The sequence below is a fragment of the Paenibacillus sp. IITD108 genome (assembly GCF_036541265.1).
GTDB lineage: Bacteria > Bacillota > Bacilli > Paenibacillales > Paenibacillaceae > Pristimantibacillus.
Genome location: NZ_JAZHCT010000016.1, coordinates 112,571 through 136,656, shown reverse-complemented (window position 1 = coordinate 136,656; position 24,086 = coordinate 112,571). Strand labels below are relative to the sequence as shown.

Here is a 24,086-nt window from a genome sequence, read left to right as displayed (position 1 = left end):
TTATCTCTTGTCTATTTGTAAATCGTAATATTGCAATATTCCTGGTATAATTACGCTCATCACATCGCGCTCATCAGCAACGCCTTGCGCCAGCCACTCTGACAAGCGGATAGATCCTGCATCGCCCGGCAACTTTCCGGCCTGTAATCTTGCGTCCAATTTAATGGCCAGTTCAGCATAAATCCGAAATAAACCCGCAGCATACAACTCTATTTGACAATCATCCGGTTTACACAAAGACGCTGCAAATTCCGCTGCCCGCAGCACATCGTAGATGCGCAGCGCAGCCAAGCTGTCGCCAAGCCATATCAATTCATCAGCAAGCTTATGCGTCATCCCGAAGAAACGATCATTTGGCTTGCCGTATAGCAAATGCGGTTCATGCGGTCCAACAGCGGAAACATTCAGCACAAGCACTGTGCGACCAGAAGCGCACATCGACTGAATCCAGTTCCACCACTGCACCAAATTTTTTGTGCCGTCCTGCCAAAGCGCGATTGCTATCGTTGCCCGTGAAAGATCACTGCCGCTCGCATCGTCTGTGCCACAGTCTGGGCTGAACAAGTATCCGCTGTTCATCACTTCAGGCTGCGACCACCACAGCACATACTTGATATTAAGACCAGCGAGCGATGGCATTTGGATGAAACGCGGATTCAACTCACAGCGTTCACGATCCGTCAGCACGATTCGCTTCAACCACTCACTCGCGGCAGCGGATTGCTCATCCCTGGCAGCAGTACGAGCTTCTGCAAGCTCGGCAGCCAGAATACTGAATGTATCGCTTGGCGCTTTAGCATCTGCATATTCCCTCATAACTTGCCCGCTTCTTGTACATTGCAATTGTTCAGATGCAAGCGGCGCAAGCTTGCTTCGCTGCGCTTTGCTCCGATAAGCATCCCGCTCCGCATCACCCTGCTCCAGCAAATGCTCAGTGAAGAAATCCGCCGCCGCGATTGCCAGCACATCCGTATAGCTATGTGTGAATTCATCTTCGACCAAGCGCAAGCCTTCACCCTGCCCAGACATTTCCCAGAATCGGCGGCAGCGCTGAACAGTGCGGCGTGTCGCTTCGATTGGGAAAAAATCGTATTTCACAGCGCAAACGAGCAACGGTTTGGGCGCAAATGCCAGCAACAAATCCTCATGATCAAAGCCAAGCCCGCTCAATCCCGGCCATATTTGCTCCGCATCCTGCACACCGCCAGCATGCATATACTGTTGTCTGTTCATAATGAAAGTGGCAGGCGCGGCAGCAGCGATCCGATCATCGCAAACCATCATCATAGCCGTCTGCGTCCCGCCGCCGGAATTGCCTGTTACTCCGATGCGAGTAGGATCGACCTCCGGACGCATTGCCAAATAATCTACCGCCCGCATGGCATCGTGGACAAAATATCGGGCAACGCTTTGTCCAAGCGCATAACACTGAATACCCAGACGCTGATGCTCCGCCGTCCCCCATACTTCTTCTCCTTCGCTATTACGCAGCAGCGATAACCGCTCTCCTTGACCGATTGGGTCAATAGCGAAAACGACCAGCCCCGCCTGTACCATGCGCAAACACACTTCATGATAACGAATGCTGTGCTTGGCTTGCGCTTCATGACCGCTAAGAAACAAGACAGCAGGCGCAACTTCCACTAGCTGCCTAGGCAAATATAGATTGCCTGTCACATATTCCCCGGGTCTGGATTCGAAAACAATGTTCTCTATCCTATAGCCTTCAGCAGCTACCACATTCACAACGGCAGCATTCAAAGGTGTATCACTCGGCGGCAAGCCGCCAATCGACTTGACAAACGCCCGCTTCATCGCTTGGCGGCGTTCTTCCAACAGCTCGCAGTTATCGATCCGATCCCGCTGCTCATCGCCGGCTTCGAAAGCTTGATCAGCGCGTTTGTAGATGTGCCGTCGCAATTGATCCTTCGTCTCATATAACGTACATATATAATGTTCAAGTTCCTTGATACGTTCCATCATCCCAAATTCCACTCCCCATTATTGGCATAATGACCGCAAATCAGGCACTTGCAGCAATTTCCCTTCTGCAATCGAACGGTTGGCTGTTGCCCCGATCAAGCAAGAGTCCGCTCCCGCCAAACTGTTTGCCTGTTGACCAAGAGGATCCTCGACATCACCTATGAATATTGCCTTGCGCAGCTTTTCGTCACCGCCGCCATGTCCGCCCATTTGTGTGGATACTTGAATAAGCTCTGTAGTACCATCCAGCCTATGGTGCGTAATTGTGCTAGCCTCGATCGCACTCATATCAGCGCTGCGATGCACATTACCAACCTCCAGCCTTCCGTTGCTTCCATTAATAACAGCTTTCCAGCCTTCATACGGACTATAGGCAACTAAAGAATAATTGAGCAATGCCCCACTCGTGTATTCCAGATTGACACTCATCGTGTCATAAATATCAATTCGCTCGTCGAACACACACCGGTCTCTCCAATAACCGTCTTCATGCTCAGCGCCCACATAATATTGATCCATGAACGGGTCTTGCGTAATATCCTTATAGAACTCGCAAGTTGTTGTATATTCGCAAGTCATGCAGCGCTCGCCTTTGGGCTGGCCTTGATCGCCATATACTCGCCGGGCGCCGAATGCCTGCAATTGCTTAGGTCTGCTAGCCAGCCACCAATTAATAATGTCAAAATGATGGGTCGATTTATGCACTAGCAACCCGCCGCTGTTCTTCATCTCCGCATGCCATCTTCTGAAATAATCCGCGCCATGGTCACGGTCAAGAAACCATTCAAACTGAATATGATAAACGTCGCCAATTGCTCCGGATTGAATCAATTCTTTTACCTTGGCAAAATAAGGAGCAAACCGCAAGTTAAATGTCACGGTTACTTTCTTGCCGCTTTTCCGCTCAGCTTCAAGAATGGCTCGTGTCTTTTCTTCGTCAATCGTCATCGGCTTCTCGGATATGACATCACATCCTGCCTCAAGCGATTCAATAATATAGAAATGATGGGTATAGTCCGTACTGGCGACTACAACCACATCCGGCTGCACCTCAGCAAGCATTTGATGAAAATCAGCATACACCGGCACCTGCCCGCATTCTTCACTAAGCAACTTCGCTCGCGTCCGATTCGTATCAAACACGCCTCTGAAATCTACATAATCCTGCAATTCTGTCGCCATCGGTTTGGCGAACATGTATAGCGATCTTCCGCCGGCACCGACAATTACATACTTTTTCTTTGTCATGGTTGCTCTCTCCTTGTCCTAACCCTTCATACCTGTAGATGCGATTCCTTGCACGAACTGCTTCTGCGCAATAAGATACACAGCTACTACCGGCATTGTCGTAATCACCGCACCAGCCATAAGCAGTGCCTGATTAACATTTTCTGATTTCAAATACAACATCCCCAGCGGCAGCGTATATAAATGATTCGATTGCAAATAAATAAGCGGTCCCAGCGTATTATTCCAGGCGCCCATAAAGGTAAATACACCAAGCGCTGCAAGTGCCGGTTTGCATAGCGGCAAATAAATTCTTGCGAAAATGCCCGGAGGACTGCAGCCGTCTATGACCGCAGATTCGTAAAGCTCCTTGGGCAACGACTTGATGAACTGATGCATCAGGAAAATTCCGAACGCGCCCGCCAGGAAGCTTGGAATAATAAGCGGAGAATAAGTGTTCAGCATGCCAAACTGTTTCCAGATAAAATAAGTCGGAATCATTGTTACTTGACCCGGGATCATCAAAGTCGCCAACATTATAATGAAAATAGTAGCGCGCCCCTTGAACTCGAACATGGCTAAACCGAAAGCCACAACCGCACAGGACAATAATGCCCCAATCATATCCAAGGTTACAATAAAGAAGCTGTTAAACGTGTAACGAGCAAAATTAACTTTATTCCATACTTCCGCAAAATTCCCAAAATCAATAGGATTGGGTATAAGCTGCGGCGGCATCGCTGCCACTGCACCGCTTGTCTTGAGTGATGTTGAAATCATCCAGAGGAACGGAAAAAACATGGCGACAGCACCAACTATTAAAAACAGATAAATGATTATTTTAATCGGCAGGGGAGTCGACTTAGTCATAATGCACCCACCTTTTCTCAAAGTAACGTTGGAACAGCGTCACAACAAGAATAACAAAGAATAATATCCAGGCCATCGCTGATGCAGGACCCATCTTGAATAGTACGAACGAGTCTCGATAAACAACCAGATTTGGCACCACACTCTGTTGCGGAATGCCCGCCTGAATGCCCCCGAATAAACCAAGAAATATATCAAACGCTTGAAATGCAGATATCGTAGATAGAATCACAACCATATAAACCATTGGCGTCACAATCGGGAAGACGATATGAGTAAGCTGCTTCCAGCCGGAGGCACCGTCAATCTGACCTGCTTCCAGCACTTCCTTCGGAACATTCTGCATGCCCGCCAGCAGTATAATCATCGATTGTCCCACGCCTTTCCACACATTCACAATTGCAATGCTGGCCATAACGACGATCCATGATTTATTATCTATCCAGCGCACCGGATCAATATTTAACAGTCCAAGAAACCAGTTTATAACACCATATTGATGGTTAAACATCCAGGCCCAAACAACCCCGCCCGCAAGCCACGGCGTCACGACCGGCATGAAATATAATAGTCGAAACAAAGATTTGGCACGAAGCGCCTGGTTTAGCAGGAAGGCGATCAAAAAAGCAAATAACGTTTGTAAAGGAACGAATATAAGCGCAAATGCGAAAACATTTCGCATGGAAATCCAAAATTCATCTTTTTTGAACATATTGATCCAGTTCGTTAACCCCGTCCACTTGGGAGCGTTGAATAAATCATACTGCGTAAACGAAATATAGGCGGAGAAAACAACAGGGAATATCAGAAATACAACAACATTAATGACAAATGGCAGTGTAAATATATAACCCCAGTAATTTTGCTTACGCATGAAAGACCTGCCTTTCTATGCATTGAAAGGTGCTGGTCCCAGCGAGGCCGCACCTTTCAACATGATATAAACTATTAATTATTGATTTTCATCCAATACTTGCTGCACACCTTTATGAGCGGCCGCCAAAGCATCTGCTACACTTTTATTTCCTTGTACAATCGCCTCATTCACCTCTTGCTGAACAAGCAATCTCCACTCTGCCCAGCTAGCGTTCTCATCCAGTGTTACACCGCCCTCGGCTACACCTTCGGTGAAGCCTTTCTTATTCAACGGTTTAGTCGTGCTGTTGTCAAAAATAGTATAAGCGGATTGTTTTACTGGCAGTGATGAGCCACTTTCAGCAAGAATAGTTTGCGCTTCATCCCCCAGATAGAACTTCAAGAACTGCCATGCCGCTTCCTTGCTGTCATCCGATGCTCTGGATGAAACCAGCCAGGAATTCGTAACAAACGGCACATAACGTTTGCCATCTACAGCTTTCGGCGCTTTCACTATATCCCAATCCGCATCTGGGAAATTCGAATTCATAGACACTTGCTCGCTATATTGCATCATATACATTGCTGATTTGCCTGTTGCGAACACTTCCAGTGCGCCGCCATTGGCTTTCAAAAAATCGTTATTTGTGAAATAACCTTCTTCAATACCTTGGCGCAATTGGCTCAAGCCTTCAAGTGTTTTCGGATCATCTAGCATCGACTTGGTTTTTGTATCGTCAAGAACCATACCACCTGCTTGCTTTATCCAAGGGAACCAGCCAGTTGTAATAGAAGCCGTTCCAATAAAACCGAATTGCTTCACATTATTGCCTTCTTTAATCGTCAGCTTCTTCGCCGCTTCTATCAAATCAGCATATGTCCAATCATCTGTCGGCAAATCAACATCGGCCGCTTCGAACGCACTCTTATTGTAGGCCAATGCTACGGAGTTGATGCCATGAGGAATCCCCCACACCTTGCCATCAGACGTCTGTGCCGAGAATAGAGCATCGACATAATCCGAAGCATTCAGATCGCGCTCAATGTAAGGTTTCAAATCTTCAGCGACGCCGCGTTTGCCATAGCCAAGAATGGTGGCATTCTCCTGGAACCACACATCAGGCATCGTGTTTCCCGCAATTTGCGTTGCGATCTTGGACGTGAAATCACCCCAAGGAGCATCTTCAATCTTTACCGTAATATGCGGATGAGTTTCTATGAACTTGTCAATGATTTCTTTCTTTGTAACTTCATAACTGCCCGGCAAACCAATCGTCAGTGACAATTGCTTAGGGGGCTTCTCTGACGGTGCAGCAGATTCAGTTCCTGACGAAGGAGCGCTCGACGGCGAAGTAGATGGTGTATTGTTGGAGCCACCGCCGCCAGACGAACAAGCTGTGAAGACCAGAACCAAAGCCAACATCATAATCCATAAACCAGATCTTTTTTTCAAAACATACCAACTCCCTTTTTTGAATTAATTGCTTTTTCATTCAAAATTCATTCAGAAATCGTTATAACTTAGGAGCACTTTACGAACACATTGTTGGTAATCGATTTCTATAAAAATTATAACATGAAACCCCTTACACGGCAATAACTTATTAATTATTCAAGGTTTATCTGCTGATTTTCTTCTTTTATTCGATTTTTTATTACAAAATACTGTAATCGAGTACTTTTTAGTGCGGGACTTTAGCTTTTAAATCGCTATCATCCTCATATTCTTAAGTTAACTGCAACTGGCACTCTGCAACAGAACTTCGTTCTACCAACTCAGGCTGAAGAATAATATCAAACGACGGAACGTCTGCTTCATTCATTTTATCAAGCAACATTTTACAAGCCAGCTTTCCCATCTCATAATCCGGTTGTTTAATTGTTGTCAGCTGCGGATTCATCATCTGGCCAAAGTCGATTCCGTCAAAACCCATTACCGATATCTCTTGCGGCACTCGAATATTCCGCTCCGACAATTCATTAATGACGCCGAATGCCATCATATCATTACAAGCAAATATCGCCGTTGGCGGCACAGCGCCATCCAGCAGCCTCTTCGTCAAGAGCTTCCCTGTATCAAATTCTGATAGCGGATTGTCGGAAAATGTTACTTTTGACTCTTCCAACAATGGTTCAAGCCCCTCCGCCTTCATAGCCTCCATATAACCAAGCATTATGCTTTTGCGACTGGGCCGATCTATCTTCGAAGTCACATAGCCAATCCGTTTATGTCCTTTCGATTGAAGATGCTTCGTCGCCAAATAACCGCCTTTATGATAATCGAATTCGATCTGGTTGATCTGATCTTCTTCAATCTTCTGGTCAATGGCAATCACATGCACACCTGCTTTGATCATGCTCTTGAGTTGAGACTTGTCACTGGAGATAGAGGATATCACAAGACCTTTAATTTGTTTTTCCATAATCGTCCGAATATACTCATCTTCCAACAGTGGATCATGCAGTGAATTACATGCTATTACAGTAAAATTATTTTTTCGGGCAATTTCTTCAATCCCGAACAAGACAGACGAGTAGAACGGGTTCATGACCGAAGGGACAATAACCCCGATCGTCGTGCTCTTGCTTCCTTTCAACTGCCGGCCAAGCAGATTGGGAACATAATTCATCTCCTTCGCAAGAGATAATATTTTCTCGCGCTTTATTTTACTGACCGGATAGTTGCTATTGCTAAGCACACGCGACACCGTCGCCGATGAGACGTTCGCCGCTTTTGCTATATCATGTATTGTTGTAGGCTTATTCATAATGTCCCTCTCTCGTAATCAATATTGCGAAACTTCAGTGTATGCAATACCACTTGTAAGTTTATTTGATTATAGCAATAGAAAGAGTATGAAAGCAATCGTTTTCTATTTTGTTTCTATGATACTGTTGAGCTAAACATGATTAACAGTTAGAAAATGTTTATTTTTCCTTTTCTAACAACACAAAAAAAACGCGTAGACCGTATACAGCGGCTCTACGCGTTAATATGTTATTATGGTGCTTCTTACTAAGGCACTTCTCTCAGTTCGACATCATCTAGCCAAGCCGGACCACCAACATCCGCTGTTGCTTTGAAGTAGATCCACAACTTTGTTGTGCCTGGCTGAACTGTGATTGGCAGTTCGTATTTTGTCCAGTCGCTGCTTTTGGAAGCTGCGACCCATGAATATTTCACCGAGACATCATTGGCGCCTGCCTCGCGCACCCCAAGTTCGATCAGTCCGGTCGTCGAGCTATTCTTTATCCAGCCGGATAAAATATATTTCTTACCGGGTTCTGTATCGATTGTTCGACCTGCTGTTGAACTCATTACATTCCAAGTATTATTAACATTCGGTAATATCTTGATGGAGGAGTTGCCGCTATAAGACACCGTATGGTCCCAAACAGTATCCGGGCGCAGCAGCCAGCCGTCCAGTGAGCTTGTGTTCGGTATAGCAATTTCAAAGCTCGGATTATAGATTTGATTCGGATCTGTCTTAATTTGCAACGGAATACGCTTGATTACGTCTCCTTCGGCACTAACTTCGATTTGAAGCTCATATACGGCCTCTGTTACTGCAATGCCTTCAGGCACTACAATATTACCATTTACAATAACGGTCTTCTGTCCCTCCAGATCTACGGAGGGTGGCAACGCTATGCTCAATTGATCAGCTTCACCCGTGTAGCCCAATGCTGCATTAACACTCCGGGTGGCACGATTGCTTAGCTCAAGCGTGAACGGATAGATGCCAGGAGCATGAAGAGTCATCCTTTCCAGCTTTATTTTGGCAGACAGTAATTCAGAAATTTTTATGTTCTTTGTTAGAATTGTCGTTAATTCATTATCTTTATAAAGATAATTTACTGTAATGTCCACTGCATAGCTGCCGGTCAGCGCCGGAGCGGGTATTGGAATCAGCCGAGTAAATGCTGTTTCTTCACCGCTGGCCAATTCATTCCATTCCTTCGTTTCCGGCTGAACGCCGTCAAGTGAAGACGTAATCGTAACTGTTATGTTGCCGAACGAATCCTGACTATGATTTTGCAAACGTACCGTCAACTCTAGTGTATCGTTTGCCACAATTTGTTCGGCAGAAAGCTCCGCCTCAACACGAAGCACCGCTTGAATGATTCGCTGCATGCCGTTTTTCAGCTCATTAAACAAATCCTTCAGCTTTGCGTTTGTTTCCGCATCCCATTCTCCTGCATGGTCAACTACCCACGCCTCCGCTGCCGTAATCTGATTCAATATCGCTGCCGTATGTGTCAGCGTCTGAGCCATATCCAGCTGCTGCTCTCCCTCTGCAAGCTTCTGCTGCAGGCTGTCTGCATTTTGCTGCAAAGACGCGATCATTTCAGACCAAGCACTATCCTCAATCCATGCAGATGCCTCTTGCAGGCGGTCAGACATATGGGCCAGGCTCATGGAAAATGGAGATATACGATAAACCACAGCCTGCTCCGATTGCAGTGCGACTTGCAGCTGGTTATCACCGCTGCTCCATTGGGTTACAGGCGCCCCGTGCAGCAGCTCGATATAATTGCCGGCCTGCGGCAAAGTGATTACAGCGGATTGCACATTTTGCGTCGTATTGATCGCTACTGCATATTGCTCTGTTCCTTTCTGCCAAACGCCCCATTGTACAGGGCCGTCAACATGCTCGGACAGCTTTGTTCCTTGCATGGCAAGTTCTCCAAAAAGCGGCAGTTCATTTTTAAAATCTTGCAGCCCGGCCCATAATTCGGAATCAGGCAGCCTCCAGCCCGGATCATTGATCGAGTAGAATGCCAGACCTTTGCTTCCGGCAAGCAGCGCCTGATACCCCATATTGCGCACTTGTGTAATGGTTGGCAGATAGTCCCAGCCCGTGGCCGGCATAAGAAACGTTTGCAGTACTGTCCAAACCGGCTTTATGCCGTCAACATCTGCGACCGCCTTGCGAACTCCGTCGCCAACAGCTGATATAGGTTGATTATTGCGGCTGTAATACGGATATACATCCGTAACCAGGATATCGGTTGCCTGGCCAGTCGAGCGATAGGCGTCCAGCTCCGACTCTACCATGTATGCCGGATGGATCGGATCCAGGCTTCGGATCATTTCATAAGCATCCAACAGCTCTGACTGGTTAATTCCATTCAATTTCGGTTCATCCATAATCATGTAACCAAGCACTGCCGGATGATCTTTAAACTTGGTCACAATCTCAATGTTTCTTTCCAGATTCTCTTTAACCTGCATGCCCTCATATAACGTAACCAGCATCTTCAAATTATTAGCATGCGCAGCATCAAGCATCATCTGTAGAGCATCGTCGGTCAATCCGTTCACTCCTTGAACGGTATTTATACCAATTTGCTGCAGCAGTGGATAGTCGGGAACGTTGGCGTGATAGGCGATAACCGGAAAAAACGGTTCTCCATCGACCATGAGTGGTCCGCTTGCCGGCAGGGATTGTGGACGCTCCAAACGTTGCAGCTTCTTCTCCTGGCGCTCCAGCAAAGTGCCCGACACGCTTCTGATTTCCGCCGATAAGACATAAGACTTATTCAGTGTCATTACGGAAGGATCGAATGCCGTACTCCACTCTGAAGCAGCTGCAGCATTTTTCGAGAAGAGCACCTTCCCTCCATCCGGATCCGTAAGTTTCACGTCCAATGTTTTTCCGCCCATGCTCCCATCCCGCGGGGTGAAGCTAACCTGAATTTGTCCTTCTGTCAGATCTTTGTAATAGTAAATCTGGTTAGGCAGAAGCTCTACCTGAGGTAAATCCTTTATTTTCTTTACAGAAGCGTCATCAAAATATACCTTGCCGATTCCGTACAATCTGAGAAATACGGCTACATACTTTGAACCTGGCGGCGCAACAACCTCGGTTGTCATTTCGTGCCACTGGCCATCCATTTCAGATGCTAGCGCCCTGTGGTTATAGTTTTGAAGCAAGGTTTCGTCCGTCATAACCTCTGAGGAATAAAACTCGATTTTAAATCCTACCTGTCCGGTTGCTCCAGCCGATTTGAACCAGGAATGAAGCTCGTAAGTTGCTCCTTCATCCACCGCAAACATTTGATTGACCCATGGATTATTGGCTTTAGCGGTTTCAATAATTACTCCGTAGCTGCCTGTTTTTGCAGCTTCACTTGCAGCGCTGATACCTTCATTCCATTTATCCCCTATTACTCCCCAATTTAGCGGTACTCCTTCAGCACCGATTTGCTCAAATCCTCCATTTTTGACGAGCTCGACTCCAATATTGGAACCTGAACCAGGATCAGGAGTCGGGCTCGGTCCTGGCGTCGCTGCAGAGCCTCCTCCGTTGCTTACCATAACAGGAACAGTTCCCGCACCCTCTACAAGTTCTGGCCTTTGTTCAAAGGTTGTGCCGCGTCCATTTTCGTTGATAATGGCCCTTTTTATGCAAATCTTCCCTGTTACAGCAATAACTTGATCCACCGTCAATTTCTCAATCAAGGATTGGGCTTCGCCATGCACCCGGCTTATGCCTGCCGTTTTATCGATAATGAGCTCCTGAATAAAGCCATTCGGGATATCCAATATAACGGAAGACTGGATAATTAGAATAGCTATCCGCGTATTATTGTCGAGAACAGCGCGAAGCTGACCTGATTTTTTGGCGATAATTACTTTTTGCAGATTGGATTGATCCAAATAAACGCTTTCCGCACCTCCGCCATTCATAACAGTTGTGCCATCTACTGTCACCTGCTTCAGTATAACGTCGCCTTCGCCAATTCCTTCGGCCAGCTCCAAATTGCCCTTGATGTGGAGATTCCGGAGCGTTACCCCAGCTACTTCAATAACCACATTTCCATTAATGACTTCCACTTCGGCGTCGGTGCCCGGACCGAATGTTCCCGGCTTATTATAAGACCGATCCTGCTGTCCAGTCTGTTGATTGAACAGCATCGCGCGATCCAAAAGCACAATCGCCTCCGCTCTTGTCAGAGTTTTCTTGGGCATAAAGGCTCCTGCTTGATTGCCCTGCATAATTTTGGCAGCAGCTACAGCTTTGACGGCACCGATACTCCAGTTGGCAATGTTTACGGCGTCAATAAAGCCTGCAGCGCCCGACAAATTTGCTGACGTATCAAGCTGCAGTAGACGAGCTGTCATAACAGCCGCCTCTTCCCGGCTTAGCGGACTATTTGCTCCCACCGTCCCATCAGAGCGACCGACAATATAGCCTGCATGAACAGCTTTGGAGATCTCTGGATATACCCAGCTTCCAGCAGGAACATCTTGAAAGCTGATTTCAGCCATTGCTTCAAACTGAAACGCTCGATTGATCAGGGTAATGAATTCGCCGCGATTGATCGGCTGATCCGGTCTGAATGTACCATCTGTATAGCCTGAAGCCAGCTTCAGTTCCAACCATGCTGCAATGGCTTCCTCGGCCCAATGACCTTGAATATCTCGAAACGCGTTTTTACCTTGCCCAGCTTTAACAGTATTGTCTGCGGCTGTTCCTATGGATGTACTGAACAGCGATACGATCAATCCTACTATGATTATTACCGCCAAATGACGGTTATAATGACGAAAGCCTTTCATATGCAACCTCCCGAATTATAGTTGTTAGCCTTTCATGATTGTCGTACCTGACTACTACTAAAAACTAACGTCCACAAGAGACATTTTGCGTTTCTCCTCCTTGTATAGAAATCGTTTTCTATTCTTATCTTATTAACAATCATAGCAACCAAAATTAAAGGTCGTCTATGGAAGCTCTTGCTATTATTTTGTATATTCTTGCTCAACTTCACATTTTTTAAGAAATTCAAGTATAATAAAATTCATCTGGTAAAGCGGTTACATGAAGGAGGTTTCTTATAATGACAACTCAAAGACAAATTGTTGATTATAAGCAGCGGTTTCCGTTCAGAATTTCAAATGTAGGGAAAAATGCAATGGTCGATCATTACCTCGTACTCCCGCACTGGCATGAACATTTAGAATTAATCAAAATCGTTACAGGTGTCGTACAGGTTAAAGTCGATAGTCAAACATTCATTGGTGAAGAAGGAGATATTTTTTTCTTCAATAGTTGTCAAATTCATTCCGTTTCTGTTATGAATCATGATACAGAATCAAGAATTCATGGTATGATCTTTGATCGAATTTTATTGTATCGTGCTATGGCAAACCAACAGACTGAGCAATGGATTTCTTCACTTCTGGGACATAGAGCGATAAAAAATCAATATACGCCTGCCCATGAGCTCTGGCCAAAATTAAATGAAGGGTTCAATACCGTCATTGAAGAAAATACGACAAAGCCTATCGGATATGAATTAATTATTATTTCTGAAATTTATACTTTAATCATGTCGATTCTACGTATATACGCTAATGAAATAAGCTCGGATGTAAATCCAAGCCGGTACATAGAACGATATTCAAAATTAAAGCCTGCGCTCGATTACATTGAGGAACATTATGCAAATAAAATGAGTTTGGAGGAAATTAGTAGTCAGTCCAACATGAGCCCGTATCATTTCACACGAGAGTTTAAGAAGCTGTTCGGAATGACTCCGATGCAAATGGTTACTGACGTCCGGCTCCACCGTGCAAAACGCTTATTATTGGATTTAAATACTAGCATTACAGAAGTTTCAAATTTGGCAGGATTTTATGATGTGGGGCATTTCAGCAAAGTCTTTAAACAAAAAAATGGATATACACCGTTACAATTCCGCAAAGGATTTGATCTATAGTCCTTTGCGGAAATCTACTATTTTTTTCAACCAATTTCCTGAAGAAATATTAATTTTGTTATTATCGTCTACCCAGCAGGACAGACCAACAACTACAATGAGACTGTCGATTAATTGTGGGCAACTATTGATAAGCAATAAGAAAGGGGGAACGGAGAGCAAGAATGGGAATGGAGAAGCGGCAGCGTCCGCCTTTATAGGCCAATTTTATCCTTTATGGGGATATTTATTCGTATAAATTGGACTACAACAGCGGTGGAATCCCATTTTGATCGCAGTGGCCCCCTTTCTATTGCTTGTTGCTTTTATCCACAGTTAATCGACAGTCTCATAATTGTAGTTAGACAAGGCCTCCTGTTTCATTTAGAATTCAATATTATCGTTCGAGAATCCAACCAAAAACTTGAATAAACTGGAAAAGAGGGATTAATTATGAGAAGTCTTTTTGTAATAGGAGACAGCATATCGATCCAATATGGACCGTATTTGAAGCAAATGATCGCAGGCCGCTTTCACTATGATCGCAAGCGGGGTGAAGAACAAGCGCTCATCGATCTGAACAATCCAGTCGGGGCCAATGGCGGCGATAGCGGAATGGTTTTGCAATATTTGCGAGAGGAACAGAGCAAAGGAATCAAGTACGATATACTGCTAATCAATTGCGGGCTGCACGATATTAAGACGGATCCCGCAACAGGCGATAAACAAGTTGAACTTGCGAAATACCGTGACAACTTATCGCAGATTGCTGGCATTGCCCAAGAGATGGCGCGCTCTTTCATCTGGATTCGAACGACCGATGCCTTGGAAGAAATCCATAATAGCAGATGTCCGGGGATTCACCGTTTCCATGAAGATGTAGTGTCCTATAATGCCGCTGCGGATGAAATTATGTCGTCAAGCGCCGTCCCTTCCATCGATTTGTACCAGTTCACACAAGTATTCGGGGAAGCCGCCTATTGCGATCATGTGCACTTTAATGAAGAAGTACGGCAACAGCAAGCTGCGTATATCGCCGGTTACCTGAGCCATTACTAGCACCGGCAGACTTCCGGCAATCGTTACACTGTCGAAACCGAAACAGGTTTCTCATCGGTCTGGTTTCCAGCTATTTAAGCTTTGCAACCAAGGATAAACGGCTCCGCCGTCCTTCGCTTGAACGAAGGAGGCGCGTTTACCGATGAAGTATAGGAACAGGTATAAGGTGAAAACTTATACTTTCCTATACTTGAACAAAAAGATCGCCTTCCTTGCCTGCTTATCAAGCCGGATGGCGACCTTCTTTTACATTTGAAATGTTAGTGTTCATGCCACAAATTGTCGTTTATTTATTTTCTGAAAGACAGCCCATTTTCCTCCAAAGCAGCTCTGAGCTTTGGCAGCGAGGCCGGCCCCATCCCATGATACTTCATAATCTCTTTTTCGCTATAGGTTGCAAGCTGCTGCAGCGTCGTGATGCCATTATGCTCCAATGCACGTCTTGCAGGTGCTGAAAGAAGAGCTAAAAATCCGTTTTCAGGCTTGCGTTCTTGCTCGCAGACTGGGCATGTGGGACAATCGCTGCTTTTATAGTACTCGTGCCCTTTGCTGCAGGTTCTTACATTTTTTTGCGAAGTCGCCATACTCTTACGCCTCCTTGTTATATAGCTCGTCCAACTAAATATTGAAGTATTTTGATTATAAACCAACTCGCTATGGACATCAAAAATAAAACAGCTGCAGGCCATAGTGACCTGAAGCTGCCCATTAACAAACTTATAGATTTTGAGCTTTATGCGGTTTGCTATAGTGGCTTCCCCCTCCGGAGCCGACCACCTGAAGGAGTGATGATGTTTGAAATATCCTTATCTTAAAGCGATATCGTTTCTCCGAATATCTATCGTTTCGCGCATAAATACTTTGATGATTTCAATCGCTCTATTTTCTGCTTGCTGAGCTTTAGCAAGTATATCAATAAGCTGTTTGCCAGCTTCAAAATCCAGCCCGTTGCGCCTGCAAATCGAACCCGCCAGCTGTTCCGCCTCACGAAATACCGCCTCGACTAACACATACTGCTCCTCTGCTAATTGCAGCTTAGGCCAATACGTCTTCAGCTCGACAAAGTATAGTCTGATATCTCGTTTGGCGGCAGCATAGCTGCGTATAACGACAGTCAATCCCCGGTGGTCGAAATCACCGCTCTTTATCGCCATGACTAAGGCATCATAAGCCGCTCTGCCGCAGGCATAATCTTTCTCGGGCAGCATTGGATCATGAGTTTCCCATTTATTAATCGCTTGCATAAGCGATTCTCGGCAAATTTCCAGATGATCAAGCGGTATTTGAGACTCGAATACTTGATAATACCAATAAGGCGAAGCATTGCTGCCAAATGACTCGTAGGGCAGGAGCTCCAGTTCCTCCGTGCGGCCATTCGATAGGAACAATATTTCTTGCGCATCATCGTAACCAACGGCAAGCACAAATTTATCGTTCCATATAATCGCTCCTGTACCGTCAGCTATCGCTTCTTTAATCTGTGCAATAGCATTTTGCTTATAAAGCGGAAAGGTTGCATCGAAGCTAAAGCCTGCAGCTGAAGAAGCGGCCACTCCAATGAAATCCGCAGCAAGGAAATTTTCTGCTATCCAATTATAGGCTGTATGCGACTCTGCTGTTAGCCGCCGGTTGACCGTAAACCGAAATGCTGACGCCGTCATTCCTGCCAGCACCGGCTTGGAGAATGAAAACCATCCCTTGTAAGCTACAATAGCGTGCATTGCGTCAATATAAGATTCCGACTCTATCGACATTTTCAAATCGGCTATAATGACCGCCATATGTTCACCTCTTTGTGCCAATTTAATTACTTTGGCGTATGTGTTCCCCAACGCGGGACGATGGACCGCTTCAGATCAGGATAAGTGCGCGAAACTTCACGAAATAACCCAACTGCCTGATCCTCCAACAATTGAGCCTCTGCCAGCCTTTTGATCAAGTTGCTACATTGGGCCCGATTAATTTTCCGCCCCTCTTTCGTCGTAGCTATGCATCTCTTCATATCCGGGATAGCCTCCGCCAATTGATCGTAACAAGCAGAAGCATCGTCCAACTTTGGCCAAATACCGCAGGCTTCATGCAAATAAGCATTAATTTCTTTACGAGAATGGAAGTAGGAGTCCAGAATATAAACCGCGCCCCCTTCGTCATAATCACCTTTGTTGAGAGCGCTTATAAGAAAATCATAGGCCAGCTTGCCAGAAGCTATATCCTTGTTCGGCAATGTTTTGTAAGGCGTATCCCAGTCAGAAATAGCAAGGCGAAGCGATTCCAGAAGCATCGCCTCGTATGGAATATCTACCTTCTTATCCCCGAGTATCTGACAATACCAGAACTCGGTAAAGTTAATGCCAAAATTGTCATAAAGTACAATCTGCGGTTCCGTCGATCGTCCATCCTGTACGAAAAACACGCGATCCTCATCATCATAGCCGCTAATAACACCAAACTCCGGCAGCCAGTAAATCACACCGATCCCTTGCTCCAGACTGCCTTTCACCCAGTTCACCGCATCCTGTTGGTAATGGCGGAATGTAGGATGTCTCGTACGTCCGGCATCCATTACCGTGAATAAGCCTAAATTATCGATCGCTGGCTTATGCTCTGCAGTCCACTGGCCATAAGCTGTTACCGATAACGGCAGCAGCCTCTCGTGGACTGTAAATTTGAACGCCATCCCGGTAAGACCGGAAAGCCTGTATTTTGGGCCGTCAAATAAATGAGCATCCGTCAATATCGCATGGAGACTGTCAATATAGGATTTAGATTCCCGCTTCATCGTCAAACGTTCCAATAGCATACTCGGCATTCCTTTCCCCTCCTTCGCCTTCTACTCTGTACGCTTCAACCGGTTCAACGCCTGTTCACATCTGCTTTGAAGCTTCTGCTTTAGCCATTTCGGAGAAATAAGCTCCTCCCACTCGTTAACGATCAAATGCTGCAAAAAGCTGTCTGTATCGAAAAAGGAAATGGAATACACTAGCTGCTCCTTAGACAGTACACGGTAGCCATTCCAGCTGTCCCCGTCAAGCGGTGCTGCCAATTTCACCTTGGCAGCATATGGCGTGCGCACAGGTTTCTGTCCTTCGCCATACACCGCCGGAACCGGTTGATCGCGCTTTGAAGAAACACCAGCGACAGAAAGTTGTTGAATACCGTCCAACCTCAAGCTGAGTGACCTATCATCTGCTTCATCATATACAAGAATATAATCAGCATGGTAACGGGCGGCGAACCTTACCGGGCTTACATGAAAATAACGCTCGCCTTCATGATCTTTATATAAAATATGAACCGACAGCTTCTCTGATATCGCATGCGACAGCAGCTCTATGTATTGCATCACTTGTGAATTCACATGAAATACCGGCAGCTGAAGCTGATTTTCGTTCCACTCCTCCTCGCCTTCGAATCGCCCAAGCAAATCGGCAACACGACGAACAGATTCCGAATGATCATAATTGTAATGCCGATAACGAAGCGCGAGATATTTCAATATCCCTTTCTCCTCATCCGTCATATACACATAAGGCAGAACAAAGGTTTCATCTTGGTAGCAATAGCCTCTATGTTTAGCTACATATTTCAAAGGTGCACGGAGGGACACCTCCATATATTCAATATCACGTGCAGCCTGTCGTTTAGAAATTTCGAATTGCTCGGCAAGAAGACTGCTGTTCGGGTATTTTCCCGCACGCACTTGCTGATCAAACCATCCTATACGATGCATATTGCTCATACCCTAACAGCCCCTTCCAACCTTCCTCTCTTTCCATTACAGCATTGAATGCTTTAGCCTGCAACAAAAGTTAGAAGATTATAGCGTCCACTTTTTCCTGTGGAGCGTTTGCACATCGCTTGCATACTTGAACAGATTTCCCATTTGAGTTTGTCTGTGTATACAAAAGTTTAATTCTTGTACTTCCACATAACGGGCAGGTGCCTCTCCCGCGAGACGGAAGCTTCCAAAGCACACGGCCTCTTTTTGTTTTTGGCATTTATTCCAACCCCATTTCTCTATTGATGCCATCATTATATAACAAGTGGTATGACATAAAATGTCATACCACTTGTTATATAATGATTTTTATTCGTTTAATTGCTGTCTATCTCATGGATTAGCTGGCGTTGGGACAGCTGGCTCTCCATCCCGGCCAAGCCTTCTGCTTGCTGTTTCACGTTTTCCAGTAGCTGGAACATGACTGCCTGCTTTTGCAAGCCCAAAAACGGGCATGTTGTTATACAGACATTCGTACTGTCCTTCAGGAACGAGATATGTCTCATGGTAAATCCCAACGACGCCGCTAGTACCTATCTTTTGATTAAAATTACGCCATGCCTTCAGATGGGCAGCCCCTTCCCTTGCATACTGTTCCAACTGCTCAAAGGACTTCCAATACTGTATAATAGAGATTCCTCTCCACGATAAGTGAAAACTGGCGCTTAGAAAACCTAAATCAGGATTACGGTACAATTCTTGAAGCATAGGATTCATCGATTTGAAAACCGGCAGCCACTTATGTACAGCCCATATTTTATTCACTCGCATACCTATGATAAAAACAACAAAGGGGCCTTCCATTTGCGCTGTATATCGACCGGATATAACTTTGCTCATAATTTGAGTACTCCTTAATCATTAATAAGCAATTGAAGATGGGTTTCATAAAAATCTGCAATATCCGAGGAGTCATACAGCTGAGCGGTCAAAAATGCCCCGTAGAACACAGTAAACAATACCTTTACAGCAGTTTCAGCCGTAAACTCATTTTTGAGCTCACCATCAACAATCGCCTCAGACATACTTCGATAAAATATTTTATACATATCAGGTGTTTCAGCTCCAAGCTCCTCATGACCAGGAAATAATAACCCGATTTCGGCTTCACTTAGTTCCGGCATGCAAGGATGCATTTTCATCTCGACTAAAAATGATATCAAGCTAGGCATTAAACCAGGTTTTTCCCTAGTCTGCTGCGCCACTTTGTTCAATAGATGCCTAATAACCGCGAAGCCTCGTTTCTGCTCCGCTTCAATCTCGATTACACGTTCTGTTAACCAGACACGCATAAAATAAATAAGCAAATCCTCTTTTCTTTGAAAAAAATTAAAAAAAGTAACCCGTGATACTTCTGCCTTTCTGCAAATATCATCAAGCATTACTTCTCGAAACATCTTATCTTCCATTAAGGATAAACAAGCTTCGTATAATGTAACTTTCGTTCTGGCTTTTTTTAATTCTCGCAAAGAAATATTTGAAAACATCACCGATTATTCCACCCACCTTTTACTCCTTCAGTAAAAATATTAACACGAGTTAATTTATTTAGTCAAGTAAGAATTATGCGTCAAGGATACCAGAATAAAAAGAAATCCGCCTTCTCATACTATGTGTTAGATAATGGAGGTGAATGTCATGCCAAAAAATAGTGCCGATCCTAAAATGGACCGCGCGGATAATCGTGCAGATAAAAAGAACAATCAACAAAACAATGCTCATTTCACTGAAGAAGCTCAAACATTGACTAGCAATAAAGCTGCCGATTTTGTGCCAAGTTTAAATAATATTCCGAAAAATGAATCATAGGCAGCAGCTGCGGCTCCTCCGTCCTATGGACAGGCGAATTTTAGCGATGAAATATAAGAACTGGTATAGGGATACAAAAACTTATATTTGAACGAAAATAAGCGTCAAATAGTCCCCTCCTGTAGCGGATTATTTGACGCTTTTTTTTTCAGCGGCTATGATTGTTTCATTACATTAATAAATCAAGATTCCTTTATCAAGTACAGACTTGTTCTGCACTTGATTTCCTAAAATATATAGCTTTTTTAAGTTTGGCAAATTCACTAAAGGCTCAATATTCGAAATAGCGTTATTTTCTAAATGAAGCTCTTCAACCTGCTGCCAATTTTTCATGAATGCTAATGATTGAATGGAGCCGTCTTGCATTGTAAATGATCGTAAAGCTGTAAAATCTGCAAAGTAAGGCGTCAACTTATCCAAATCATGCAGCCAGTCACCATTACCTATTCGAAACGATGGTTTCGTCAAAGTTAAATGCTCCAGCGTGTTATTCGCAAATGGATTCTCGCTATTTATTTGGAAATTGCAATCGTAACAATTTAATGTTTTTAGATGCTGCAAATTAAATAATTCACTCGTTTCATCAAAAAAATACGTATCATTTGCATTTAATGTTTGCAGCTTTGGCAGACGATTCAAAGAACTAATATTTGTAAAGCTTCCAGAATCCATCACTGAAACTTGTTCTAACTGCGGGTGTTTCACTAAATCTGCTCCATCCAAATCTGTGTCGTCAACAGTTAAAGATTTTAAAGCAGGCGCCTTTAACATGGGTATAAAAGAACCTTTTAATTCAGCCTTCTTTAAATTCGGCGCTACGATCGGTGATACAGTGCCACTATATCCTTTTATCTCCAATTCGGTCAGCGAAGTTAAACTATTTACAACGTCAATAGACTCCAATTTATAAAGAGAAGATAAACGCAGTTTTGTCAACGACGACTTATCTCTAAGGCGTTCTAAATTTGTAATATCTACTGACTCAAGATCAAGCGATTGCAAGTTAGGCATATTTTGTATAAAATCCAGTGTTTTTAAATTTTTTACGAACGAAAACTTCAACTCTTCCAGCTGACTCAGGGAATAAAACAAGCTGAAATCTGTCGCTTCACTATAACTAAGTGTTAATGATTTCAAACCAGATAATCCAGATAACCACTTCAAATCATTAATCCTTGTTAAAGATAATGCTTTTAATGATGACAGCTGATTCAGGATATGAAAGTCGGTAACGGACTCATCGGCATATGAAATGTCAAGCGACTGCAAATTCGGAAACTCTAATAATAAAGCCAATTCATTGTTATTTCGAATTTGTATGGAAAGTTCAGTTACTTTAGCTTTATCATCAAAATAATGAGCGATTTCCCTAAACGATTCGTTAAAGCTGCCTGTATAACTTTTTAACCCTTCTATATTCTTAAAGCTTACTTTCTCACTTTGCGAAATTTCGTATACATTATTCAGATGTAACACGGATAGCCCGCTAAATGCCTCAAAGTCTTTTTGTTCAATTCTTTGTGTATTAAGTAGCTTGTCAGTAATCACATAATCTGTAATTTCAGCTTGCTTATTCGTAAATGGATCGTCCAAACTGTAAGCAAAGTGCCACTGATATTCTTTATAGCCGATAGACAAATATCGGATTGTTGCGATTTCCTCTTCTGTCGGCATCGCTTCGCCTTTATTAAATATATCTTTTAAGAAGGACAAAACAACTTCACTTTCGGGCATAGTTCGAATAGGAATTTTTGTTTCGCTTCTGTATTCCGTTTGATTGCTGTTCAAGAAAAAATATAGAAAGAATGCGCCAATGAGTACGATCGGTACGATTAAAATGCGCTTTGCATTCGTATTCGCATTCTGGCGTTTTACAGAGGCGGGAGATGTCCCATAGTAATTATTTATCGTTTGCTCAACGAAATAGACCTTATTCTCCTTCAATAATAATTCCGTTTCACAAAAAGGACATTTGAATGTTTTCCCTTCTTTTTTTTCAATTTTCCCATTACAATTTGGACAAGTTAATTTAATAAATTCCACTGGCCACCCACCTAATCTCCATATCTATGAAAGGAACATTCAACATCCCTATACCTGTTATAATTATTTTCCAATTAAGCTTAGTTGCCCAAAATACAAATGTCAAGATACCACTCCCATGGCAAAGTTCAGCTTTGCTGGTAAATAATATACGTAGGAAGAGAACACAAGGTTTCCATTGCTCCCATACCACTGAAGGATTTATTAATTGCAAAGATGGTCGGTTGCAGTGGCCGCCCTCCATTTAATATTTCTCTTTAAGAAATGAAGAATAGTTGATAGGATAGAAATATTAGGCAGAGCCGAAAGAATGGAGGGTGATTATGAATGAGTGAACCGTGGGCTGCTTCGATGAGCGGTGTTCCCTGGACCGCATCCAAAATGAACAGTGCTGTAAAACAGCTGCGGAATCGAGCAACCATCAGCTTTGTGGTTGGATCGGACTTAACAGATGACCTGCTTCTTCTAGATAAACAGGTGTTTTCCAAACGACCTGACTTGATTTTGAGTGTATACAATCCTGAGGAAAAAGGCCGTTATACAGAAAAATTTCTGGAGATACTCGCAGGATTGAAGCATGTTGCCGCTTTAGACCTGAGTGTCAAGCAACCACAAGATTTGAGTATCCTGTCTGCGCTCAGGCAGATGAAATTTCTTATCATTAGATCAAAAAAGTCACAAAATCTTGATTTCATCAGAAATTATAAACAGCTAGAATACCTTTGGCTCAGCGGGAAGTTTGTTGATCTCGCGCCGATTGCCGATTGCATGATGCTGAATACACTTATTCTGAACTGTGCGATTGACCAACTGGATTTTGTTTCAGAATTGCCTCTTATTAAGTATTTGTCAATAGACAGCTGTACTCTGAATAGTTCGTTGGATGCGCTGGCTAATTCAAATATTAGTATGCTGAAGCTGTCCTCCGTTCGTAATCTGACAAATATTGATGCACTGGGCGCATTGCATAATCTGGCCTATCTTCATCTAACGCTGCCCAAAGTCGAGCGGCTATGCGATTTCTCAAATATGAAGCAGCTTCGGCAGCTTGAACTGCATTTCATGAAATCATTGCGAGAGATTGAGAACCTGTGGACAGCAGACCGTTTGGAGGTTTTGGAGCTTAGAGAAATAAATAACGGAATAAAAGCGGAAGACCTAAGCCGCATTACAGAAATGGACAGTCTGCGTCAGGTCGATTTCCGTTTTATTGATTTCAACAAGAGTCGGATTGCCGCCATGAGCAAGCGTATGTATGAAACAGGTAAAGAACAGCTATTATACGAGAATATTCCTGAAGAAAAGCAGATACCCTCAATGGCTATTTCGCATCTGTCAAAAATTTCAATGTAAAGCACTCCGAATAGGAACTAGAGAAGCGGCGTCCGCCTTTGTAAGCAGATTTTGCCGATGCTGATCCAATAGGCTCGCTCAAACCCGTTGCCAATACAATAATGATGCAAAAGCGGCTAGGCCCCCTAATTAAGCTGGAGTCCTCCCACCCAATAAATTAAACTTAGGGTAAGGGAGATGATTCAGAATGGGGAAAAGGCTGAAAGAGGAAACACGAATTAAAATTGTTAAAGAAGCACTGGCTGGAATAAAGGTAGGGGCGCTAGCCCGCATGTATGACATCCATCCTGAAACGATCCGAACATGGATAAGAGATTACCGTGACTCTATTCCAGCGGAGGAAATTCCAGTTGCTGACGAGCACCTACAAGAAATGCAACGACTCTAAGAGATTGAGCAA

At 44.1% G+C, this 24,086-nt stretch carries 19 protein-coding genes; 5 read left to right on the top strand and 14 right to left on the bottom strand.

Translation table 11 applies throughout. From position 1 onward, the window contains the following. The 7 genes from V1L65_RS15665 to V1L65_RS15635 all read right to left on the bottom strand — a co-directional run bounded on the left by V1L65_RS15665 (position 1) and on the right by V1L65_RS15635 (position 12,502). Complete coding sequence (locus V1L65_RS15665) at positions 1-1,983, bottom strand: alpha/beta hydrolase family protein (protein WP_331700123.1); 1,983 nt, start codon at positions 1,981-1,983, stop codon at positions 1-3. A gap of 18 nt (positions 1,984-2,001) precedes the next feature. Continuing rightward, the gene (locus tag V1L65_RS15660; RefSeq protein ID WP_331700122.1) at positions 2,002-3,231 is read right to left on the bottom strand and encodes a Gfo/Idh/MocA family protein; all 1,230 of its coding nucleotides are present in this window, start codon (positions 3,229-3,231) and stop codon (positions 2,002-2,004) included. Between the two features lie 18 nt (positions 3,232-3,249). Continuing rightward, positions 3,250-4,080: a carbohydrate ABC transporter permease gene (locus V1L65_RS15655; protein WP_331700121.1), complete on the bottom strand. Its 831-nt coding sequence runs from the start codon at positions 4,078-4,080 to the stop codon at positions 3,250-3,252. Continuing rightward, positions 4,073-4,954, bottom strand: coding sequence for a carbohydrate ABC transporter permease (locus V1L65_RS15650; protein WP_331700119.1), 882 nt, complete (start codon positions 4,952-4,954; stop codon positions 4,073-4,075). The genes V1L65_RS15655 and V1L65_RS15650 overlap by 8 nt, the downstream gene beginning before the upstream one ends. Positions 4,955-5,032: 78 nt before the next feature. Further along, a complete protein-coding gene (locus tag V1L65_RS15645) occupies positions 5,033-6,388 on the bottom strand; it encodes an ABC transporter substrate-binding protein (protein WP_331700118.1) in 1,356 nt (451 codons plus the stop codon). A gap of 274 nt (positions 6,389-6,662) precedes the next feature. Beyond that, positions 6,663-7,703, bottom strand: coding sequence for a LacI family DNA-binding transcriptional regulator (locus V1L65_RS15640; RefSeq protein WP_331700117.1), 1,041 nt, complete (start codon positions 7,701-7,703; stop codon positions 6,663-6,665). A gap of 248 nt (positions 7,704-7,951) precedes the next feature. Next, positions 7,952-12,502, bottom strand: coding sequence for an S-layer homology domain-containing protein (locus tag V1L65_RS15635; protein ID WP_331700116.1), 4,551 nt, complete (start codon positions 12,500-12,502; stop codon positions 7,952-7,954). Between the two features lie 281 nt (positions 12,503-12,783). On the opposite strand from V1L65_RS15635, the gene V1L65_RS15630 reads away from it, so the two are divergent. Both V1L65_RS15630 and V1L65_RS15625 read left to right on the top strand, forming a co-directional pair. Beyond that, the gene (locus V1L65_RS15630) at positions 12,784-13,665 is read left to right on the top strand and encodes an AraC family transcriptional regulator (protein ID WP_331700115.1); all 882 of its coding nucleotides are present in this window, start codon (positions 12,784-12,786) and stop codon (positions 13,663-13,665) included. A 432-nt stretch (positions 13,666-14,097) separates the two neighbouring features. Further along, positions 14,098-14,703, top strand: coding sequence for an SGNH/GDSL hydrolase family protein (locus V1L65_RS15625; RefSeq protein ID WP_331700114.1), 606 nt, complete (start codon positions 14,098-14,100; stop codon positions 14,701-14,703). 290 nt (positions 14,704-14,993) lie between these two features. Here V1L65_RS15625 and V1L65_RS15620 read toward each other — a convergent pair whose 3' ends face one another. From V1L65_RS15620 to V1L65_RS15595, 6 genes are all read right to left on the bottom strand, one after another. Beyond that, positions 14,994-15,287: an RNA polymerase alpha subunit C-terminal domain-containing protein gene (locus V1L65_RS15620; RefSeq protein ID WP_331700113.1), complete on the bottom strand. Its 294-nt coding sequence runs from the start codon at positions 15,285-15,287 to the stop codon at positions 14,994-14,996. Between the two features lie 222 nt (positions 15,288-15,509). After that, positions 15,510-16,484, bottom strand: a complete 975-nt coding sequence (locus V1L65_RS15615) for a hypothetical protein (protein ID WP_331700112.1) — start codon at positions 16,482-16,484, stop codon at positions 15,510-15,512. 26 nt (positions 16,485-16,510) lie between these two features. Next, entirely contained in the window at positions 16,511-17,512 is a 1,002-nt protein-coding gene (locus tag V1L65_RS15610; protein WP_331700111.1) for a hypothetical protein, read from the bottom strand. Positions 17,513-17,533: 21 nt separating this feature from the next. After that, positions 17,534-18,442: a helix-turn-helix transcriptional regulator gene (locus tag V1L65_RS15605; protein WP_331700110.1), complete on the bottom strand. Its 909-nt coding sequence runs from the start codon at positions 18,440-18,442 to the stop codon at positions 17,534-17,536. Positions 18,443-18,814: 372 nt separating this feature from the next. Further along, positions 18,815-19,321, bottom strand: a complete 507-nt coding sequence (locus V1L65_RS15600; protein WP_331700109.1) for a DUF4188 domain-containing protein — start codon at positions 19,319-19,321, stop codon at positions 18,815-18,817. Between the two features lie 14 nt (positions 19,322-19,335). After that, entirely contained in the window at positions 19,336-19,968 is a 633-nt protein-coding gene (locus V1L65_RS15595) for a TetR/AcrR family transcriptional regulator (RefSeq protein ID WP_331700144.1), read from the bottom strand. 151 nt (positions 19,969-20,119) lie between these two features. Here V1L65_RS15595 and V1L65_RS15590 point away from each other — a divergent pair, with 151 nt between their 5' ends. Next, positions 20,120-20,290, top strand: a complete 171-nt coding sequence (locus V1L65_RS15590) for a hypothetical protein (protein WP_331700108.1) — start codon at positions 20,120-20,122, stop codon at positions 20,288-20,290. 174 nt (positions 20,291-20,464) lie between these two features. On the opposite strand, the gene V1L65_RS15585 is transcribed toward V1L65_RS15590, so the two are convergent. Further along, positions 20,465-22,333, bottom strand: a complete 1,869-nt coding sequence (locus V1L65_RS15585) for a leucine-rich repeat domain-containing protein (protein ID WP_331700107.1) — start codon at positions 22,331-22,333, stop codon at positions 20,465-20,467. A gap of 327 nt (positions 22,334-22,660) precedes the next feature. On the opposite strand from V1L65_RS15585, the gene V1L65_RS15580 reads away from it, so the two are divergent. Both V1L65_RS15580 and V1L65_RS15575 read left to right on the top strand, forming a co-directional pair. After that, positions 22,661-23,686, top strand: a complete 1,026-nt coding sequence (locus tag V1L65_RS15580; protein ID WP_331700106.1) for a hypothetical protein — start codon at positions 22,661-22,663, stop codon at positions 23,684-23,686. A gap of 187 nt (positions 23,687-23,873) precedes the next feature. Further along, positions 23,874-24,074 (top strand): helix-turn-helix domain-containing protein, encoded by a 201-nt coding sequence (locus V1L65_RS15575; protein ID WP_331700105.1) that lies wholly within the window; start codon positions 23,874-23,876, stop codon positions 24,072-24,074. Positions 24,075-24,086: the final 12 nt, after the last annotated feature.

Coding starts and splice junctions, on each gene's coding strand:
- V1L65_RS15665 (WP_331700123.1), bottom strand. CDS start 1,983: ATGATGGAACGTATCAAGGAACTTGAACATTATATATGTACGTTATAT.
- V1L65_RS15660 (WP_331700122.1), bottom strand. CDS start 3,231: ATGACAAAGAAAAAGTATGTAATTGTCGGTGCCGGCGGAAGATCGCTA.
- V1L65_RS15655 (WP_331700121.1), bottom strand. CDS start 4,080: ATGACTAAGTCGACTCCCCTGCCGATTAAAATAATCATTTATCTGTTT.
- V1L65_RS15650 (WP_331700119.1), bottom strand. CDS start 4,954: ATGCGTAAGCAAAATTACTGGGGTTATATATTTACACTGCCATTTGTC.
- V1L65_RS15640 (WP_331700117.1), bottom strand. CDS start 7,703: ATGAATAAGCCTACAACAATACATGATATAGCAAAAGCGGCGAACGTC.
- V1L65_RS15635 (WP_331700116.1), bottom strand. CDS start 12,502: ATGAAAGGCTTTCGTCATTATAACCGTCATTTGGCGGTAATAATCATA.
- V1L65_RS15630 (WP_331700115.1), top strand. CDS start 12,784: ATGACAACTCAAAGACAAATTGTTGATTATAAGCAGCGGTTTCCGTTC.
- V1L65_RS15625 (WP_331700114.1), top strand. CDS start 14,098: ATGAGAAGTCTTTTTGTAATAGGAGACAGCATATCGATCCAATATGGA.
- V1L65_RS15620 (WP_331700113.1), bottom strand. CDS start 15,287: ATGGCGACTTCGCAAAAAAATGTAAGAACCTGCAGCAAAGGGCACGAG.
- V1L65_RS15615 (WP_331700112.1), bottom strand. CDS start 16,484: ATGGCGGTCATTATAGCCGATTTGAAAATGTCGATAGAGTCGGAATCT.
- V1L65_RS15610 (WP_331700111.1), bottom strand. CDS start 17,512: ATGCCGAGTATGCTATTGGAACGTTTGACGATGAAGCGGGAATCTAAA.
- V1L65_RS15605 (WP_331700110.1), bottom strand. CDS start 18,442: ATGAGCAATATGCATCGTATAGGATGGTTTGATCAGCAAGTGCGTGCG.
- V1L65_RS15600 (WP_331700109.1), bottom strand. CDS start 19,321: ATGAGCAAAGTTATATCCGGTCGATATACAGCGCAAATGGAAGGCCCC.
- V1L65_RS15595 (WP_331700144.1), bottom strand. CDS start 19,968: ATGTTTTCAAATATTTCTTTGCGAGAATTAAAAAAAGCCAGAACGAAA.
- V1L65_RS15590 (WP_331700108.1), top strand. CDS start 20,120: ATGCCAAAAAATAGTGCCGATCCTAAAATGGACCGCGCGGATAATCGT.
- V1L65_RS15580 (WP_331700106.1), top strand. CDS start 22,661: ATGAGTGAACCGTGGGCTGCTTCGATGAGCGGTGTTCCCTGGACCGCA.
- V1L65_RS15575 (WP_331700105.1), top strand. CDS start 23,874: ATGGGGAAAAGGCTGAAAGAGGAAACACGAATTAAAATTGTTAAAGAA.